The organism is Bradyrhizobium sp. B097, from assembly GCF_038957035.1.
In the GTDB taxonomy this organism is placed as follows: Bacteria; Pseudomonadota; Alphaproteobacteria; order Rhizobiales; family Xanthobacteraceae; genus Bradyrhizobium.
Window position 1 is genome coordinate 772,805 of the sequence record NZ_CP152412.1, and the last position, 16,790, is coordinate 789,594.

The window sequence follows — 16,790 nt, forward strand, 5'->3', positions numbered from 1 at the left end:
CGCGTGTTTGCCGAGGCCGGGTGTAGCGCCTCTGACAGCGCGATCATTTCGTGCCGGCGCCGATATGATCTCCGATGGGCGCGATGCGGGTTGCGAGAATTCCTGACGCTGCTGCTCCGAAAAATCGCAGGGATCGCGAGCTTCAACCGGCGACGTGCATGTGCAACGCGGTGATTGCGTTACCATCGATCGCTACGATCAGTGATGCTGTTGCCGCTGAACGCAGCCCGTGTTGCGGAACATTCGCTGCTGCCGGGCATTGTAGTCATCCAGCTTCGACGACGGCGGATTGAGCTCGGCCGAATGCAGCTCAATGCCGACCCAGTGGTGCTATCCGCGTGCAACACGATCGTGGACGACATGCCTGGCACTGCAACGCAGCGTCAACTCGCGGCGGTCCATCGCAACGACACATCCTCAGCGCGAAATGCATACCCGGCATTCTCCCTGCCTGCTGCGTTGTTCGGCGCGGATACGCGCCAGTCGCTGGCACTCTTTGTGCATTGCAACGCCTTGCTCGCAGCGGGAAAGGCCACGAAACGTCGCCCGATCGCCGCGAAAACAACGAGAAAGCGAAAGCGTTTCGCGCTGCGGTATTTGCGCCCGATGATGTGCCCGCCTTGGAATCAACCAAAAGCCATTCGACTGGCTTGGCAAGCTCGGCGATCCCCACTATTAGGTCGCCGGACCGGGGCCGAGAGGCTATATTCTGATGACGGTCACCGCGGCGGAGCGCGACTAGCGATGTTCGCGCGAACAAGGATACGCGGGTTCGAGGAGGTTCTTCGTGCAAGAGACGGGCGTGCATAACGGTGCCTTCGGCGCCGACAAATTCGGCTTAAAAAATCTCAAGGGCGTGCATTGGAACTATGGCGCGCCGCAGCTCTACGAGCACTCGTTGCGATCAGGCGAAGCGGTGCTCTCGGCCGATGGCGCGCTTTGCGCGGACACCGGCGTGTTCACCGGCCGCAGCCCGAAGGACAAGTTCACGGTCCGCGATGATCTCACCGACAAGAACATGTGGTGGGCCGGCAACCAGTCGATCACCTCGGAGCAGTTCGCGACGCTCCATGCCGACTTCCTCAAGCATGCCGAAGGCATGACGCTGTTTGCGCAAGACCTCTATGGCGGCGCCGATCCGAAGCATCGCATCAAGACGCGCGTCTTCACCGAGCTTGCCTGGCACTCGCTGTTCATCCGCACGCTGCTCATTCGCCCCGAGACGTCGGAGCTCGCGAGCTTCGTGCCCGAACTTACGATCATCGATCTGCCGAGCTTCCGCGCCGATCCAAAACGTCACGGCTGCAAGTCGGAGAACGTCGTCGCGATCGATTTCGCCCGCAAGATCGTCCTGATCGGCGGCTCGCAATATGCCGGCGAGATGAAGAAGAGCGTGTTCACCACGCTGAACTATTACCTGCCCGAGAAGGGCGTGATGCCGATGCACTGCTCGGCCAATGTCGGCCCAGATGGCGACACCGCGATCTTCTTCGGGCTGTCCGGCACCGGCAAGACCACGCTCTCGGCCGATCCCAAGCGCACGCTGATCGGCGATGACGAGCATGGCTGGAGCGAGGACGGCGTCTTCAATTTCGAAGGCGGCTGCTACGCTAAGTGCATCAAGCTGTCGGGCGAAGCCGAGCCGGAAATCTATGCCGCCAGCAAGCGCTTTGGCGCGGTGCTGGAAAACGTCGTGCTCGGCGCCAATGATCGCGTGCCCGATTTCGACGACGGCTCGAAGACCGAGAACACCCGCTCGGCCTATCCGCTCGATTTCATTCCGAACGCTTCGCGCACCGGCTGCGCGCCGCACCCGAAGAACGTGGTGATGCTCGCCGCCGACGCCTTCGGCGTGATGCCGCCGATCGCCAAGCTGACGCCGGCACAGGCGATGTATCACTTCCTGTCCGGCTACACCGCCAAGGTCGCCGGCACCGAGCGTGGTCTCGGCAACGAGCCGCAGCCGGAATTCTCGACCTGCTTCGGTTCGCCGTTCCTGCCGCGCGATCCGTCGGTCTACGGCAACATGCTGCGCGAGCTGATCGCCAAGCACAATGTCGATTGCTGGCTGGTCAACACCGGCTGGACCGGCGGCAAGTACGGCACCGGCCGCCGCATGCCGATCAAGGTGACGCGCGCACTGCTCACCGCGGCGCTGAACGGCTCGCTCCGCAACGCCGACTTCCGCACCGACAGGTATTTCGGCTTCGCGGTGCCGACCTCGCTGCCGGGCGTCGAGCCGCACATCCTCGATCCGATCAAGACCTGGGCCGACAAGGCCGAGTTCGACAAGACCGCGCGTGCGCTGGTCGGCATGTTCCAGAAGAACTTTGCCAAGTTCGAAGCGCAGGTCGACGCCGAAGTCCGCGCCGCCGCGCCGGAAGTGAAGCTCGCGGCGGAGTAAACCGCTCGCGCTGATCTCGCGATTTGAAAAGGCGGCCCTCGTGGCCGCCTTTTTTGTTGCAGTCTCGCTTCCTCCATCCGCGCGCCTCTGCTCCGTCACCCTGAGAGCCTGACCGAAAAAGCAGTGAGTGATTTCAGTCGGCTGTGATTCCTTCGGATTTGCAAAGATTCGAGGGAGTGCACCATGCCATGGACCAAAATCACTCGTGCTCAGTATCTGCGGAACGGACTGCGCTATGCAAGCGACATGACCGACGCGGAGTGGCGTCTGATAGCCAGGAAGTTGCCGGGTCGGCGTCGATTGGGCCGCCCGCGGAAGGTTGATCTGCGCAAGGTGGTCGAGGCCATTTTGTTCATTCTGTCCACCGGCTGCCAATGGCGCGCTCTGCCGCGGGAGTTCCCGCCGTACTCGACGGTGCAAGGTTATTTCTATACTTGGCGCGATACTCGCCGATGGCACAGGATCGTGAAGGCTCTGGTCCGACAGGCACGGCGCAAACTCGGCCGCAAGCCGACACCGACGGCGGCCGTCATCGACAGTCAGAGCGCTTCGACGACACAAGCCGGCGGCCCGCGCGGCTTCGATCCGGGCAAACGTGTTAACGGACGTAAGCGGCACATCGTCACCGATACCAACGGTCTCTTGCTGGCCGTCCACGTTCACCCAGCCAATGTTCAGGACGTGCATGGTGCAGTCCCCTTACTGGAGCGCGTGCGAGAGCGCTTTCCGAAGCTGCGTCATGTCTTTGCTGACCGGGTTTATCGCGGAAAGCAGCTTGTTGGCGCGCTCTCCCATTGCGGGCCATGGACCATTGAGATCGTTCAGCGGCCGCCTGGGGTCAAAGGCTTCCAGCTCTTACCACGACGCTGGGTCGTCGAGCGCACCTTCGCGTGGTTCGGCAGGTGTCGCCGCCTCTCCAGAGATTTCGAGGGCTCCGCCTCAACTGAGGTCGCCTGGCTCCTCGTAGCCCATCTCAGACTCTTGACCCGACGCCTCGCTACGCCCTGAAAATACTCAGCTCATTTGGAGTCAGACTCTGAGGAGCGCGCAGCGCGCGCGTCTCGAAGGGTCGACGGGCACCAGCCGGGCCGTGCATCCTTCGAGACGCGCCTGCGGCGCTCCTCAGGATGACGGGATTGGACTCCTCCGCGGATTACTCACCCATCTCCGGCAGCACGGCGTTGCTCGGTGTCTGCCGATCGGTGATCTGCAGGCCGAACAGGCTGCCGATCAATTCGACCGCGACGCGCGCCGTGCGGCCGCGCTCGTCGAGGAACGGATTGAGCTCGACGATATCGAGCGAGCGCACCAGTCCGGAATCGTGCAGCAGCTCCATGATGAGATGGGCTTCCCGGTAAGTCGCGCCGCCCGGCACGGTGGTGCCGACCCCGGGCGCGACTTCCGGATCGAGGAAGTCGACGTCGAACGAGACATGCAGCACGCCGTTCTTGGCCCTGACGCGCTCGATGACGCGGCGGGTGAGCACGGCGACGCCGAACTCGTCGATCTGGCGCATGTCCGCGATCGAGACGTTGCGCTGCCGCAGCAGCTTGCGCTCCAGCGGATCGACCGAGCGCGTGCCGATCAGGTCGAGCTGATCCGGCGGGATCGAGACGCGCGGCAGCCCGCCGAGCAGGTCGTCGAGGCCGGGCTCGCCACACAGGAAGGCCGCCGACATGCCGTGCATGTTGCCGGTGATGGTGGTGGCCGGCGTGTTGTAGTCGGCATGCGCGTCGACCCACAGCGCGAACAGCGGCCGGCCCTTCTCCTGCCAGTAGCGTGCGACGCCGTTGATCGATCCCATCGACAATGAGTGATCGCCGCCCATGAAGATCGGGATCGCGCCGGAATGCGCCAGCCAGTAGGCGCGCTCGGCGAGGGCGCGGGTCCAGGTCTTCACCTCGTCATAGAATTTGGTGTTCGCCGGCGCCGGGCCGTCGGCGACCACGGCCGGGATCGCAAGGTTGCCGTGGTCGTCAACCCGGAAGTCGAGCTGCTCGAGCAGGCGCGCGATGCCCGCGGTGCGCAGCGCGTCCGGGCCCATCAGCGGGCCGGGCTGCGACGCGCCGATCTCGATGGGAACGCCAAGCAAAGCGATGCGCGAGGGTCTGGAATTGTCGGCTTCGGACATGCGGCAAGGCTCCCAAAGGCGTGGAACAGAAGCGACGCGCCAATGTTCCCTCAACCCTTGAAATAGGCAACCCGGTCCAATCCGGCCATGTGGATAGTTGAGTTGCGCCGAGGATGATTTTTGGTTGAACAAGTCGGGCCGCAGACTCGCTTCGCCTCTCCCGCAAGCGGGAGAGGGGGCGCACCGCGTTCGCATCGCCAGTTCAAGCCTTGAAATAAGCGATCTGCGTGGTGGTGGCGAGCAGGCGGCCGGACGGCGACCACAATTCGCCGTGCTGGTCGCCGTAGCTCTTATGGAAGGTCTTGGCGTCGGCGGTGGCGAGCACGCGGGTGGTGTCCTCCGCATCCATGTCGGCGGCATCGACGTGGAAATAGGTCGTCAGCGACACCGTGCCGAACGGCACCAGCTCGTGCCGCGCGTGGAACACGCGGCCGAAGAACGCGTCCGACATCGACATCAGCGACAGCGCATCGAGCTTGCGCGGCACGCGGTCGGCGATCCAGAGTTTTGAATAGGGGCTCGACGGCTGCTTGGCGCCATCGCCGCCGAGCTTCGGTTCGCCCTCGGCGAAGCGGAAATCATACTGGTTGGCCCAGGTCATCGCGAGCTTCGGATAGGGCCGCAGCTCTTCGAACGGCACCGCGCCGGGAAACTCGGCGGGCTGGTGCGACCACGACGGGCGGCGCTCGGCGAACACCGCGGTCGCCAAGGTCGTGACCTCGCCGCCGCCTTGCGTCATCTCGATCGACCAGTGCTGGCTCGATCGGTTGGCTCTGACCAGGCGGACATCGAGATCGAACATGCCCTCGGCGACCGGCGCACAGTAATTGACCGTCAGCGCCAGCGGATCGCCGGCGCGCTGCGGATGCTGCATCAGGGCGCGCAGGATCGTCGCGGCCGTGCAGCCGCCGAACGGGCCGACGAAGGCCCAGTAATCCGGGCTGGTCCGTCCCTGCCAGCGGCTGTCGCCGGCGGTCACAGCGGTGGCTTCATCGAAAAGGTGCGGAGCCTTGGTGAGCATGAATTACCTTGAATACTTGCTCGTCATTGCGAGGAGCGAAGCGACGAAGCAATCCATCCATCGGCATGTGCGGCGCGATGGATTGCTTCGCTTCGCTCGCAATGACTGCGTGAGGTTCACTGGCAATATCGCGGGCCAGCGCGCGGAATTCAATGATGTCGGACGTAATCGATTTCCGCGTCCCGGGATTACCCCTTCGCCTCGCGCTGGTTGTCGAGCTGCGGCGAGGCGCTCGGGTGCACCGGCACGTGCCAGATGTCCTCGGCATATTCGCGGATGGTGCGGTCGGAGGAGAACCACGCCATGCGCGCCACGTTGAGGATCGAGGCGCGGGTCCAGGCCGGAGGCACCTGCCAGCGGGCGTCGATGCCGCGCTGCGCCTCGTAGTAGGAATCGAAATCGGCCGAGACCATGTAGTGATCGAGGTAGCGCAGCGCGTGCCCGATCGAAGCGAAGCGCGCGGCATCGCCCGGCGAGAACTCGCCGCTCTCGATGGCGCGGATCGCGCGCTCGAGCCGCGGCGACTTGCCGATCACGTCGCTGGCATCGAGCCCCTGCTTGCGGCGGACCATGACGTCGCCGGCCTCGAGGCCGAAGATCGCGATGTTCTCCTCGCCGACATTGTCGCGGATCTCGATATTGGCGCCGTCGAGCGTGCCGATGGTCAGCGCGCCGTTCAGCGCGAGCTTCATGTTGCCGGTGCCGGAGGCCTCCATGCCGGCGGTCGAGATCTGCTCCGAGAGATCGGCGGCGGGGATGATCACCTCGGCGAGGCTGACATTGTAGTCGGCGAGGAAGGCGACCTTCAGCCTGCCGCCGAGCGAGGCGTCGTTGTTGACGACCTCGGCGACGTCGCTGATCAGCTTGATGATCAGCTTGGCGTAGCGGTAGCTCGCCGCCGCCTTGCCCGCGAAGATTTTTACCCGCGGCACCCAGTTCGCCGCCGGATCATCCTTCATCGCGTGATACAGCGCGATCGTCTCCAGGATGTTGAGCAGCTGCCGCTTGTATTCGTGGATGCGCTTGATCTGCACGTCGAACAGCGCCGACGGGTCGACCTTGATGTGGTTGCGCTCGCCGATCAGCCGCGCCAGCGCCAGCTTGTTGTGATGCTTGACGTCGCGGAAGCGCTTCTGGAATTCCAGATCGCTCGAGTGGGGCTCGAGCCGTTCGAGCAGCGAGAAGTCGTCGAGCACGGCCTCGCCGCAGGTCTCGCGCAGCAGCGCGGTCAGCCGCGGGTTGGCCAGCATCAGCCAGCGGCGGAAGGTGATGCCGTTGGTCTTGTTGGTGATGCGCTGGGGATAGAGATGATGAAGGTCGTGGAACACGGTCTCCTTCATCAGGTCGGAATGCATCGCGGAGACGCCGTTGATGCGATGCGAGCCGACGAAGGCAAGCTGGCCCATCCGCACGCGGCGGCCGCTGCGCTCATCGATCAGCGAGACCGAGGCGCGGTATTCGATGTCGCCGGGGAAGCGCTCCTCGGCGAGCGCCAGATGGGCCACGTTGATGCGGTAGATGATCTCGAGATGCCGCGGCAGCAGCCGCTCGAACAATTCGACCGGCCAGGTCTCGAGCGCTTCCGGCAGCAGCGTGTGGTTGGTGTAGGACAGCGTCGCGACGGTGATCTTCCAGGCCTCGTCCCAGCGGAAATTGTGCAGGTCGACCAGGATGCGCATCAGCTCGGTGACTGCAAGGCTCGGATGGGTGTCGTTGAGCTGCACGGCCGCCTTCTGCGCGAGGTTGCGCAGGCCGCCGTCGGAGGAAAGATGCCGCTTCACGAGATCCTGCAACGAGGCCGAGACGAAGAAATATTCCTGGCGCAGGCGGAGCTCACGGCCCGCCGCGCTCTCGTCGTTCGGATAGAGGAATTTGCAGATCGCTTCCGCGCGCGCCTGCTCGGCGCTCGCCGAGACGTAGTCTCCGGTGTTGAAGACGTCGAGCTGGAGCGGATCGGGCGCGTGCGCCGACCAGAGGCGAAGCGCGTTGACGTGCTTGCCGCGCCAGCCGACGATCGGCGTATCGTAGGCCATTGCCTCGACGGTTTCCGCCGGGTGCCAGGTGGCGCGGTCGCGGCCGCGCTCGTCGACATGCTCGACATGGCCGCCGAAGTGGACGTTGTAGACCACCTCCGGCCGCTGGAATTCCCAGGGGTTGCCGAAAGCGAGCCATTCGTCGGGATATTCCTGCTGCCAGCCCTGGTTCATGATCTGGCGGAACAGGCCGAAATCGTAGCGGATGCCGTAGCCGGTCGCGGGGATCGCCAGCGTCGCCATGCTCTCCATGAAGCAGGCCGCGAGCCGCCCGAGACCGCCATTGCCGAGCGCCGCGTCCGGCTCGCATTTGCGCAGGTCCGACAGATCGACGCCGAGGTCGCCGAGCGCGGCCTCGAATAGCGGCAACAGTCCCATATTGTTCAGCGCGTCGGTGAACAGGCGGCCGATCAGGAATTCGAGCGAGAGGTAATAGACGCGCTTGGAGCCGGCGTCGTAGGTCTGCTTCTCGGCCGTCAGCCAGTGGTGCACGATGCGGTCGCGCAGCGCCAGCGCCGCCGCCTTGTACCAGTCGCGCCTGGTCGCCATGCCGGCGTCCTTGCCGATCGCCAGCCGGAGCTTGGCGAGGATCGCGCCCTTGATCTCGGTCAGCGCCAGCTCGTCGATCGGCTGGTTCAATGCCGGGTAGTTTGTTTGTTCGTGCAAAGCGCTCAATCCCTGCCGTTCAGATTTTCCGGATCATGATGCGATCATAGTGTCCGGATCATGCCCCAAGTCGATGATACGCGCGTTGCATGGCAACCGAAACCGCCCGGAACGTTGCCGTGCATGGCGCTGCCGATATTTTATGCAAGGACCGGGCCGATTCAGGGGCCTTCGGAACCGTCGTTGCCGGTGCTACGATCGGCCGTGACAGCCGGGATTTTGTGGCAATTTGGCGGAGGATACGTGATGAGACTCCTGATCGAGATCGCCGCCGCGGCGTTGCTCATGGTGTGCATCACGGCGACGAGCGCAGCCTATGCCGCGGGCAAACCGGGCCGCAGCGCCGACGGCCTGAGCTGCAGCTTCAGCGTGACCCAGAACGCTTCGCCGGCCGCGCGCTGCGCCGCCATCAAGCGGCAATGCGGCGGCAAGTTCTACGCGAATGCCTGCGGCGACAAGCTGCTGTCCGCGGCGAATTAGACGGCCGCACAACGCGCCTTCACGCGTAATTGGAAACACCGTGGTGATACGGATTTCCAAGTCTTAACGAGTTCTTTACAAACACACCTGTCGCGCATGGGGCGGGCACATTTTTTCAGCTCCGACGCATTTCATTCCGAAGCAATTTTCAACGGGCCGCTGACTTAGTCAGCGGCCCAATTGCTTTGCGAGGGCTGTGCGAGCATGGCGACCGCATTTCTCATGGGGTAAAGGCAGTCACCGCAATTCGTCGCCCCGGCGAAGGCCGGGGCCCATAACCACAGCCGTCAGAGAAGATGGGACAGATCGCTCCACTCCGGATTGTCTTGCTCGATCAGGCGAACCTTCCAGTCGCGGCGCCATTCCTTCAGCGCCTTTTCCCGTGCGATCGCCTCTTGTGGTGAAGCGTAGACCTCCATGTAAACCAGTCGCGTGACGCCGTACTTCTTGACGAATTGTGAGCCGCGTCCAGAGCGATGAAGCGTAAGCCGATTGGAAAGATCGTTGCTGACGCCAATGTAGAGCGTCCCATGGCGGCGGCTCGCGAGAATGTAAACGTAATAGACTGCGGCATTCATTTCGGGGCACCGATCACGTGCGCTGTCCGATAGCGGTGGTTATGGGCCCCGGCCTTCGCCGGGGCGACGCCCATGAAGGGCATCAGAACGAATTAAGAACACTTTAGCAAGTCTTTGATATATCATTGTGATTCGGCGCCTGCGCCGACACAATATCTATGGTCTCTCAGTCTCCGCGAGGACTACATGTCCACCATCGCCTTTGATCAATTCGCTCTGACCCGGATTGCCGATTTCGCGCGGTCGCTGTCGCGGCTGCACCAGGCCTCGCGGCGCCAGCCGATCGATGATGACCAGCTCGACCGCGAGTTCAACGCGGTCTGCATGTCGATCTGGGGCTACACCACGGATGACTTCAGCGACGAGCTGTTCTCGAACGAGGATCACGCTTGGCTCGACTCGCTCGATGAGGCGCATGCGCGCATCTTCGCCGGCGAGCAGGGTTACGACCTGGTCGACGATCACGGCATGCTGACGGACTGGTGGGGCTATTGCTGGATGATCCTCGCCGAGAAGCGCGGCCTCCTCAACCCGGAGAACCGCGCCGCCGCGCGGGCCGCGATCGAGGAGAAATACATGGCCGCGCCGAACGTGATCGGCGTGATCGTGGCGCGGTAGCAATTTGTGACAGCGTCATTCCGGGGCGCCTCGAAGAGGCGAACCTGGAATCTCGAGATTCCGGGTCTGGTGCTTACGCACCATCCCGGAATGACGGCTTGCGCCGTCAGTTCGCCTCGGCCCGCTTGGCAGGCTTGGCGGCATGGCCCTTCGGCACCACCGAAGCTGGCGCCGACGGCGCCACATCGCGGCTGGTTTCCGGCAGCGGTGCGTCGCTGGCGATCTCGGCGCTGACGGGCGCGACCTTCATTTCGCCGAGCCGCGCGCGGACTGCCGCGGTCAACCCGGGATAGGAGGCGATCGGCGTGAAGTCGAACGACTGCTCGTTGCCGACGCGAACGCCGGTATAGGCGACGAGGCCGTCGGTGGTTGCGATCACGTCGCCGGCCTTCAGCGAGGCATCGAGCGCGAGGTCGACCGGCGCGAGCCCGGCCGGGTCGCGGCCGTTGCAGGTGCAGTCGGCGCGCAGCGCCTTGCGATAGGCGAAGGCGTTCTCACTGTCGGCGTAGCGCTCGCCCGTGGTCGATGCCGAGCTGTCGATATGGCTGCCGTAATAGACCTTGGTCGCGCTCGCGGGACAGAACGCCTGGCAGAGCTGCGCCGGCGTCGCGTTGCCGCGCATCGTCAGCGGGAAATACTTGCCGTCGCAGCTGCGCACGCAATAGGCCGGTCCGGAACCGGCCACGCGCGGCGCCGAGACCGGTGCGGACGACTGCCGTTCCGGCTGCTGGTTGAGGCCGAACGGATCGGCGAAGAAATTGGCTTGCGGCGGGGCCTGCCGGCCCTGCTGCTTCTGGGAACCGCCGAAGAAGAAATCGAACAGCCCTTCGGCCGAGACGGGGGCGGGCACGACCAGGACGGAACCCGCAAACGCAGCGGCGGCAAGCATCACGCGGCGCCGCATGCGCCGATCACTCAACTCTGTACGCAACGCCAACTCCACCCGACGCGCCTCGCCGCGGCGACAAGGTGCCCCGGCGGCTTCACCATAGTGCCGGATGGTAAACGAGCGATTGATTGGGGGTGACTGCGTCACAGGAAGGCGAGGTCGCGCAATTTCCTCTTCAGCTTCCTCGTCACCTCGCCCCGCCTGCGGGGAGAGGTCGGATCGCATCGCAAGATGCGATCCGGGTGAGGGGGTACAGGTCCCACGGCGCACACGACTCGCGGAAGCAGCTCCTCACCCCAGCCCTCCAAGAGCGAGCTTCGCTCGTCTCGACCCCGTAAGAACGGGGCGAGGGAGAAGAGACCTTCAATCCTTCAGGAACTCGCCGGCCTTGTACAGCGCGCGGAACGGCAGGCCGGCTTCGGCGAATGTCTCGGTCGCGCCTTCCTCGCGGTCGACCATGGTGAAGACCAGCGCGATCTCGCCGCCGGCCTCGCGCACGGCTTCCACAGCCTTCAGCGCGGAGCCGCCGGTCGTGGTGACGTCCTCGACGATCACGATGCGCTTGCCCGCCAGGCTCTCGCCCTTGGCGAGCCCTTCGACCGCGAGCCGCGCGCCGTGCTCCTTCGGCTTCTTGCGCACGAAGAAGGCAGCGATCGGATGACCCTTCAGCCATGACAGCTGTGCAATCGCGCCGGCGAGCGGCACCGCGCCCATCTCGAGCCCGCCGACGAAATCGAGCCGGTCGTCCTTCAGCGCCTCATAGGTGAGCTCGGCGAGCAGCGCGGCGCCTTCGGGATCGAGCATCGTCGGCTTCAGGTTGAAGTAGAAATCGCTCTTGCGGCCCGACGCCAAGGTGATCTCGCCGCGGCCGAACGAACGCTTGCGGATGATCTCGGCGAGGCGGGCGCGGGAGGCTGATTTGGACAAAGGCTTTTTCCCTTGAGGGGTTCTTGGGGGTTTGAGGCGGCCGGCAATCTATCGGCGGTCTGGCGCACATTCCAGCGGGTAAATCCCGCCGTCAACAGTGCCCGCGCCGCCATTTCAGCGCAGCCGCGTGCGGAAAGCGCGGTTGTGCGGCCGTTCCAATCCCCGTAAGCAGGCGCCAAAGACTCGCAAAACGCTCGGCCAAACATTTGCACGGGAAGCGGAAATGACCATCGAGCTGCACACCTGGAACACCCCCAACGGCCGCAAGATCTCGGTGGCGCTGGAGGAAATGGGGCTGCCCTACAAGGTGATCCCGGTGAATATCGGCAAGGGCGAGCAGATGGCGCCCGCGTTCCTGGCGATCAGCCCGAACAACAAGATCCCGGCGATCGTCGATCCGGATGGTCCCGGCGGCAAGCCGGTCAGCATCTTCGAGTCCGGCGCGATCCTGCTCTATCTCGGCGAGAAGACCGGCAAGTTCCTGCCGAAACCGCTGGCCGAGCGGATCCCAGTCTATGAGTGGCTGATGTGGCAGATGGGCGGTTTCGGCCCGATGCCGGGCCAGGTGCACCATTTCATCGCGCTGGACAACGAGCAGGACCGCGCTTACGGCCTGAAGCGCTACATGGCCGAGACGCGGCGGCTCTACGGCGTGTTGGACCGCCGGCTGGATGGCCGCGACTTCGTCGCCGGCGATCTGTCGGTGGCCGATTTCGCCATCCTCGGCTGGGCCTGGCGCCATCCGCGCCACAAGGTCGAGCTGGCCGACTTCCCCAACGTCAAGCGCTGGTACGAGACGCTGATGGCCCGCCCGGCGACGAAGCGGGGCATGGAGGCGAAGCTGGATTGAGACGTGGTGACTGCACTCTTCCCTTCTCCCCTTGTGGGAGAAGGTGGCGCGAAGCGCCGGATGAGGGGTTGTCTCCGCGAGTGAGCTCGTGGAGAGAGACCCCTCACCCGGCTTCATCTCGCTCCGCTCGATTTCGCCACCCTCTCCCACAAGGGGAGAGGGTACTTCCTAGGCCCGCCGTGCCTCGAGCGCCATCTTCATCGCGAGTCCCGCGAGCACCGTGCCCATCAGCCAGCGCTGCACCAAAAGCCAGGTCGGGCGGGTGCCGAGGAACACGGCGATCGAGCCGGCGGCGAGCGCGATCATCGCATTGACGCTGACGCTGATCACGATCTGGATCGAGCCGAGCGCGAGCGACTGCGTCAGCACGCTGGCGCCGGCGGGATCGATGAACTGCGGCAGCAGCGCGAGATAAAGCATCGCGATCTTCGGGTTCAGGAGATTGGTAATGAAGCCCATCGCAAACAGTTTGCGCGGGCCGTCGACCTTCAGCGCCTTGACCTGGAATGGCGAGCGGCCGCCGGGCTTAAGCGCCTGCCACGCCAGCCAGAGCAGATAGGCGGCGCCGGCGAAACGCAGCGCGTCATAGGCGTAGGGAATTGCAAACAGCAACGCGGTGATGCCGAACGCCGCGCACAGCATGTAGAACACGAAGCCGAGCGCCACGCCGCCGAGCGAGACGATGCCGGCCGCCGGACCCTGCGTGATCGAGCGCGAGATCAGATACATCATGTTCGGCCCTGGTGTCAGCACCATGCCGAAGCAGACGAGCGCAAAGCCGAGCAACGCGGATGTGTGGGGCATGGTGGATCTCGCAAGGGATACACGCACTTCTAGCGTGTCATCCGCCGCGCGGCCATGTTGGAATTGCTCTCGGAGCAATGTGGCGGCGAGCGAGATGCGAGGGCTCCCTCTCCCGCTTGCGGGGGAGGGCGGGGTGGGGGTGTCTCCGCGCAGAATCTTTGAGCGGAGAGAGCCCCCACCCGCCACGCTCCGGACGACGCTTCGCGTCGCTCGTCGCGTCGGCCTCCCCCGCAAGCGGGAGAGGCGAAGAAAGCTAATGCGCCTCGTCCCAGTTGTTCGCGGCACGGGCATCGACCTGCAGCGGCAGCGACAGGATCACCGCCGGGAACGGCGCGTCCTGCATCACCTTCTGCACCACCGGCAGCGTCGCCGCGACCTCGTTGTCGGGCACCTCGAAGATCAATTCGTCATGCACTTGCAGCAGCATCTGCGCCGAGAGCTTCTTCTCGGCGAGTGTGTCCTCGACCCGGATCATGGCGCGGCGGATGATGTCGGCCGCGGTGCCCTGCAAGCGCGCGTTGATCGAGGCGCGTTCGTTGAAGGCGCGCACCGAGGCGTTGGACGCCTTGATGTCGGGGTAGTAGCACTTGCGGCCGAACAGCGTCGTCACATAGCCGTTGCGGCGGCAGAAGTCCTTGGTCTCGTCCATATAGGCGCGGATACCCGGGAAGCGCTCGAAATACTTCTTGATGTAGGCGGAGGCTTCCTCGCGCGCGATGCCGAGCTGGTTGGCGAGGCCGAACGCCGAGATGCCGTAGATGATGCCGAAATTGATCGCCTTGGCGCGGCGGCGCACCTCGCTCGGCATGTCCTTGATCGGCACGCCGAACATTTCGGAAGCCGTCATCGCGTGAATGTCGAGCCCGTCGCGGAACGCCTGGCGCAGCACCGGCACGTCGGCGATCTCGGCGAGCAGCCGCAATTCGATCTGGGAGTAATCGGCCGACACCAGCTTGTGGCCGGGCGTTGCGATGAAGGCGCGGCGGATCTTGCGGCCGTCCTCGGTACGAACAGGGATGTTCTGCAAATTCGGCTCGTTCGACGACAACCGGCCTGTCGTGGTCGCAGCCAGCGCGTAGGTCGTGTGCACGCGATGGGTCTGCGGGTTGACATAGTTCGGCAGCGCGTCGGTGTAGGTCGATTTCAGCTTCGAGACCTGGCGCCACTCCAGGATCTTCTTCGGGAAGTCGTGGCCCTGCTCGGCGAGATCGTCGAGCACCTGCGCGGTGGTCGACCAGGCGCCGGTCTTGGTCTTGGTGCCGCCGGGCAATCCCATCTTGCCGAAGATGATGTCGCCGATCTGTTTCGGACTGCCGACATTGACCGGCTCGCCGGCGATCTCCTGGATCTCGGCCTCGACGCGGGCCGCGGTCTGGGCGAAATCGCCCGACAGCCGCGACAGCACCTGGCGGTCGATCGAGATGCCGCGACGCTCCATCCGCGCCAGCACCGAGACCAGCGGCCGCTCCAGCGTCTCGTAGACCGTCGTCATCCGCTCGGCGACGAGGCGCGGCTTCAGCACCCGCCACAGCCTCAGGATCAGGTCGGCGCTTTCGGCCGCGTATTCGGTCGCCTTGTCGATCGTGACCTGATCGAAGGTCAGCTTGCCCTTGCCGCTGCCGACGAGGCCGCCGTAGCTGACGACGGCATGCCCGAACCAACGCTCGGCGAGCGCCTCCAGCGCATGCGAGCCGCGGCCGGCATCGAGCGCGTAGGACATCAGCTGGGCGTCATCGATGTTGCGCAGCGTGACGCCGTGCTGCGCCAAGGTCACCGAGGTGAACTTGACGTTGAAGCCGACCTTCTGGATGCCGGTGGACTCCAGCAGCGGCCTCAAGGCCTTCAGTGCGTCGGCGGTCTTGATCTGCCCGGGCGCGAGGCCCGCATCGAACAGCCCGGCGCCGCCACCGGCCTGCCGGTGGCTGAGCGGGATGTAGCAGGCGTCGTTGGGCGCCACGGCCAGCGCCAGTCCCGACAGCTCGGCCTGCATCGGGTCAATCGATTCCGACATCGCCTCGATCGCGATGTAGCCGGTGTCGTGCGCGCGCGCGACAAAGGCGTTGAGCTGATCGAGGCTGCCGATTGCCTGATAGGCCTTGCGATCGAAGCCGGTCTTGCGGATCGCTTCGCCGCGGGCCTCGGCCAGCGTTGCCGGCGTGCCCTTCAGGCTGGAGTTCTTGTCGTCGCGTGCACCGGTCGGCTTGGCCTTCGGAAGCGGTGCCGCGGCCGATGTCGGTGCGTTGCCCGGCGCCGGCGTCACATCCGATGGCGGCAGCGGCGAGAACACGCTCGCGCCGCTCTTGTTGCCGGGATCGGCATCGACATTGGCAGGGTCGATCTGCGCATAGTCGGCGACGCGGCGGGTGAGGGTGGAGAACTCCATCGCTTTCAGGAAGGCGACCAGCCGGCGCGAGTCGGGCTCGTGCACCGCGAGGTCGTCGAGCGGCACGTCGAGATCGACCTTGTCGTCGAGCAGCACGAGCTGGCGCGAGATGCGCGCCTTCTCGGCGTTCTCGAGCAGCGCTTCGCGCCGCTTCGGCTGCTTGATCTCGCCGGCGCGGAACAGCAGCTGATCGAGATCGCCATACTCGATGATCAGCTGCGCGGCGGTCTTGATGCCGATGCCGGGCACGCCGGGCACGTTGTCGGTGGAATCGCCGGCCAGCGCCTGCACCTCGACCACCTTCTCGGGCGGCACGCCGAATTTCTCGATCACCTCGTCGCGGCCGATGCGGCGATCCTTCATCGTGTCGTACATCACGACCTTGTCGTTGACGAGCTGCATCAGATCCTTGTCCGATGACACGATCGTCGTGGTCGCGCCGCGCTCGGTGGCGAGCCGCGCATAGGTCGCGATCAGATCGTCGGCCTCGAAGCCGGCCTGCTCGAGACAGGGCAGCTCGAAGGCGCGCACCGCCTCGCGGATCAGGGCGAATTGCGGGATCAAATCGTCGGGCGCCGGCGGCCGGTGCGCCTTGTAATCGGGATAGAGCTTGTTGCGGAACGTGATCTCCGACTTGTCGAACACGATCGCCAGATGGGTCGGCCGGTGGTCCTCCGGCATGTCGCGGAGCAGCTTCCACAGCATGTTGCAGAAGCCGAGCACAGCATTGACCTGCAGCCCGTCGGACTTGCGGTTCAGCGGCGGCAGCGCGTGGTAGGCGCGGAAGATGTAGCCCGAACCATCGACCAGGAAGACGTGGTCCCCCTTGGCCGTGGGCTTGCTCGCAACCGGCTTGGCGGCGACGGGCTTGGCTGCGGTCTTCGGGGCGGGCTTGGCGGGGTCTTGGGAGGCTGTTTTCGGCATGGCCGAAACTTAGGGATTTTTGCGCGGATTGACAGCCTTAGTGTCGCTGAATCCGCCCGTGCCACACAACGAATTCGATGAA

Annotated in this window: 13 protein-coding genes; 5 read left to right on the forward strand and 8 right to left on the reverse strand. The window is 64.7% G+C overall.

Going from position 1 to position 16,790, the window contains the following annotated elements:
- Window positions 1–787 precede the first annotated feature (787 nt).
- The gene (locus AAFG07_RS03610) at window positions 788–2,404 is read left to right on the forward strand and encodes a phosphoenolpyruvate carboxykinase (protein ID WP_342726055.1); all 1,617 of its coding nucleotides are present in this window, start codon (window positions 788–790) and stop codon (window positions 2,402–2,404) included.
- 183 nt (window positions 2,405–2,587) lie between these two features.
- The gene (locus tag AAFG07_RS03615; protein WP_342722065.1) at window positions 2,588–3,412 is read left to right on the forward strand and encodes an IS5 family transposase; all 825 of its coding nucleotides are present in this window, start codon (window positions 2,588–2,590) and stop codon (window positions 3,410–3,412) included.
- 145 nt (window positions 3,413–3,557) lie between these two features.
- Here the strand turns inward: AAFG07_RS03615 and rocF are convergent, their stop codons facing one another.
- From rocF to AAFG07_RS03630, 3 genes are all read right to left on the reverse strand, one after another.
- Window positions 3,558–4,535, reverse strand: a complete 978-nt coding sequence (gene rocF, locus AAFG07_RS03620) for an arginase (RefSeq protein ID WP_342726056.1) — start codon at window positions 4,533–4,535, stop codon at window positions 3,558–3,560.
- 202 nt (window positions 4,536–4,737) lie between these two features.
- On the reverse strand, window positions 4,738–5,556 hold the full coding sequence (locus AAFG07_RS03625; RefSeq protein ID WP_342726057.1) for a thioesterase family protein: 819 nt from the start codon (window positions 5,554–5,556) through the stop codon (window positions 4,738–4,740).
- A gap of 188 nt (window positions 5,557–5,744) precedes the next feature.
- Window positions 5,745–8,264 carry a glycogen/starch/alpha-glucan phosphorylase gene (locus tag AAFG07_RS03630; protein ID WP_342726058.1) on the reverse strand — a complete coding sequence of 840 codons (2,520 nt, stop codon included), beginning with the start codon at window positions 8,262–8,264 and terminating at the stop codon, window positions 5,745–5,747.
- 237 nt (window positions 8,265–8,501) lie between these two features.
- On the opposite strand from AAFG07_RS03630, the gene AAFG07_RS03635 reads away from it, so the two are divergent.
- Window positions 8,502–8,735: a hypothetical protein gene (locus tag AAFG07_RS03635; protein WP_173640662.1), complete on the forward strand. Its 234-nt coding sequence runs from the start codon at window positions 8,502–8,504 to the stop codon at window positions 8,733–8,735.
- 287 nt (window positions 8,736–9,022) lie between these two features.
- Here AAFG07_RS03635 and AAFG07_RS03640 read toward each other — a convergent pair whose 3' ends face one another.
- Complete coding sequence (locus AAFG07_RS03640) at window positions 9,023–9,313, reverse strand: GIY-YIG nuclease family protein (protein WP_342726059.1); 291 nt, start codon at window positions 9,311–9,313, stop codon at window positions 9,023–9,025.
- 186 nt (window positions 9,314–9,499) lie between these two features.
- On the opposite strand from AAFG07_RS03640, the gene AAFG07_RS03645 reads away from it, so the two are divergent.
- A complete protein-coding gene (locus AAFG07_RS03645; RefSeq protein ID WP_212317066.1) occupies window positions 9,500–9,931 on the forward strand; it encodes a hypothetical protein in 432 nt (143 codons plus the stop codon).
- A gap of 106 nt (window positions 9,932–10,037) precedes the next feature.
- On the opposite strand, the gene AAFG07_RS03650 is transcribed toward AAFG07_RS03645, so the two are convergent.
- Both AAFG07_RS03650 and pyrE read right to left on the reverse strand, forming a co-directional pair.
- Window positions 10,038–10,835: a DUF2865 domain-containing protein gene (locus AAFG07_RS03650; protein ID WP_342726060.1), complete on the reverse strand. Its 798-nt coding sequence runs from the start codon at window positions 10,833–10,835 to the stop codon at window positions 10,038–10,040.
- A 348-nt stretch (window positions 10,836–11,183) separates the two neighbouring features.
- Complete coding sequence (pyrE, locus tag AAFG07_RS03655) at window positions 11,184–11,747, reverse strand: orotate phosphoribosyltransferase (RefSeq protein WP_092122894.1); 564 nt, start codon at window positions 11,745–11,747, stop codon at window positions 11,184–11,186.
- 223 nt (window positions 11,748–11,970) lie between these two features.
- Between pyrE and AAFG07_RS03660 the strand changes: the two genes are divergently transcribed.
- A complete protein-coding gene (locus tag AAFG07_RS03660) occupies window positions 11,971–12,597 on the forward strand; it encodes a glutathione binding-like protein (protein ID WP_342726061.1) in 627 nt (208 codons plus the stop codon).
- Window positions 12,598–12,765: 168 nt separating this feature from the next.
- Here AAFG07_RS03660 and AAFG07_RS03665 read toward each other — a convergent pair whose 3' ends face one another.
- On the reverse strand, window positions 12,766–13,401 hold the full coding sequence (locus AAFG07_RS03665) for a LysE family translocator (RefSeq protein ID WP_342726062.1): 636 nt from the start codon (window positions 13,399–13,401) through the stop codon (window positions 12,766–12,768).
- Window positions 13,402–13,654: 253 nt separating this feature from the next.
- The gene (gene polA / locus AAFG07_RS03670) at window positions 13,655–16,708 is read right to left on the reverse strand and encodes a DNA polymerase I (RefSeq protein WP_342726063.1); all 3,054 of its coding nucleotides are present in this window, start codon (window positions 16,706–16,708) and stop codon (window positions 13,655–13,657) included.
- Window positions 16,709–16,790 lie beyond the last annotated feature (82 nt).

Coding starts and splice junctions, on each gene's coding strand:
- AAFG07_RS03615 (WP_342722065.1), top strand. CDS start 2,588: ATGCCATGGACCAAAATCACTCGTGCTCAGTATCTGCGGAACGGACTG.
- rocF (WP_342726056.1), bottom strand. CDS start 4,535: ATGTCCGAAGCCGACAATTCCAGACCCTCGCGCATCGCTTTGCTTGGC.
- AAFG07_RS03625 (WP_342726057.1), bottom strand. CDS start 5,556: ATGCTCACCAAGGCTCCGCACCTTTTCGATGAAGCCACCGCTGTGACC.
- AAFG07_RS03635 (WP_173640662.1), top strand. CDS start 8,502: ATGAGACTCCTGATCGAGATCGCCGCCGCGGCGTTGCTCATGGTGTGC.
- AAFG07_RS03640 (WP_342726059.1), bottom strand. CDS start 9,313: ATGAATGCCGCAGTCTATTACGTTTACATTCTCGCGAGCCGCCGCCAT.
- AAFG07_RS03645 (WP_212317066.1), top strand. CDS start 9,500: ATGTCCACCATCGCCTTTGATCAATTCGCTCTGACCCGGATTGCCGAT.
- AAFG07_RS03650 (WP_342726060.1), bottom strand. CDS start 10,835: ATGCGGCGCCGCGTGATGCTTGCCGCCGCTGCGTTTGCGGGTTCCGTC.
- AAFG07_RS03660 (WP_342726061.1), top strand. CDS start 11,971: ATGACCATCGAGCTGCACACCTGGAACACCCCCAACGGCCGCAAGATC.
- AAFG07_RS03665 (WP_342726062.1), bottom strand. CDS start 13,401: ATGCCCCACACATCCGCGTTGCTCGGCTTTGCGCTCGTCTGCTTCGGC.
- polA (WP_342726063.1), bottom strand. CDS start 16,708: ATGCCGAAAACAGCCTCCCAAGACCCCGCCAAGCCCGCCCCGAAGACC.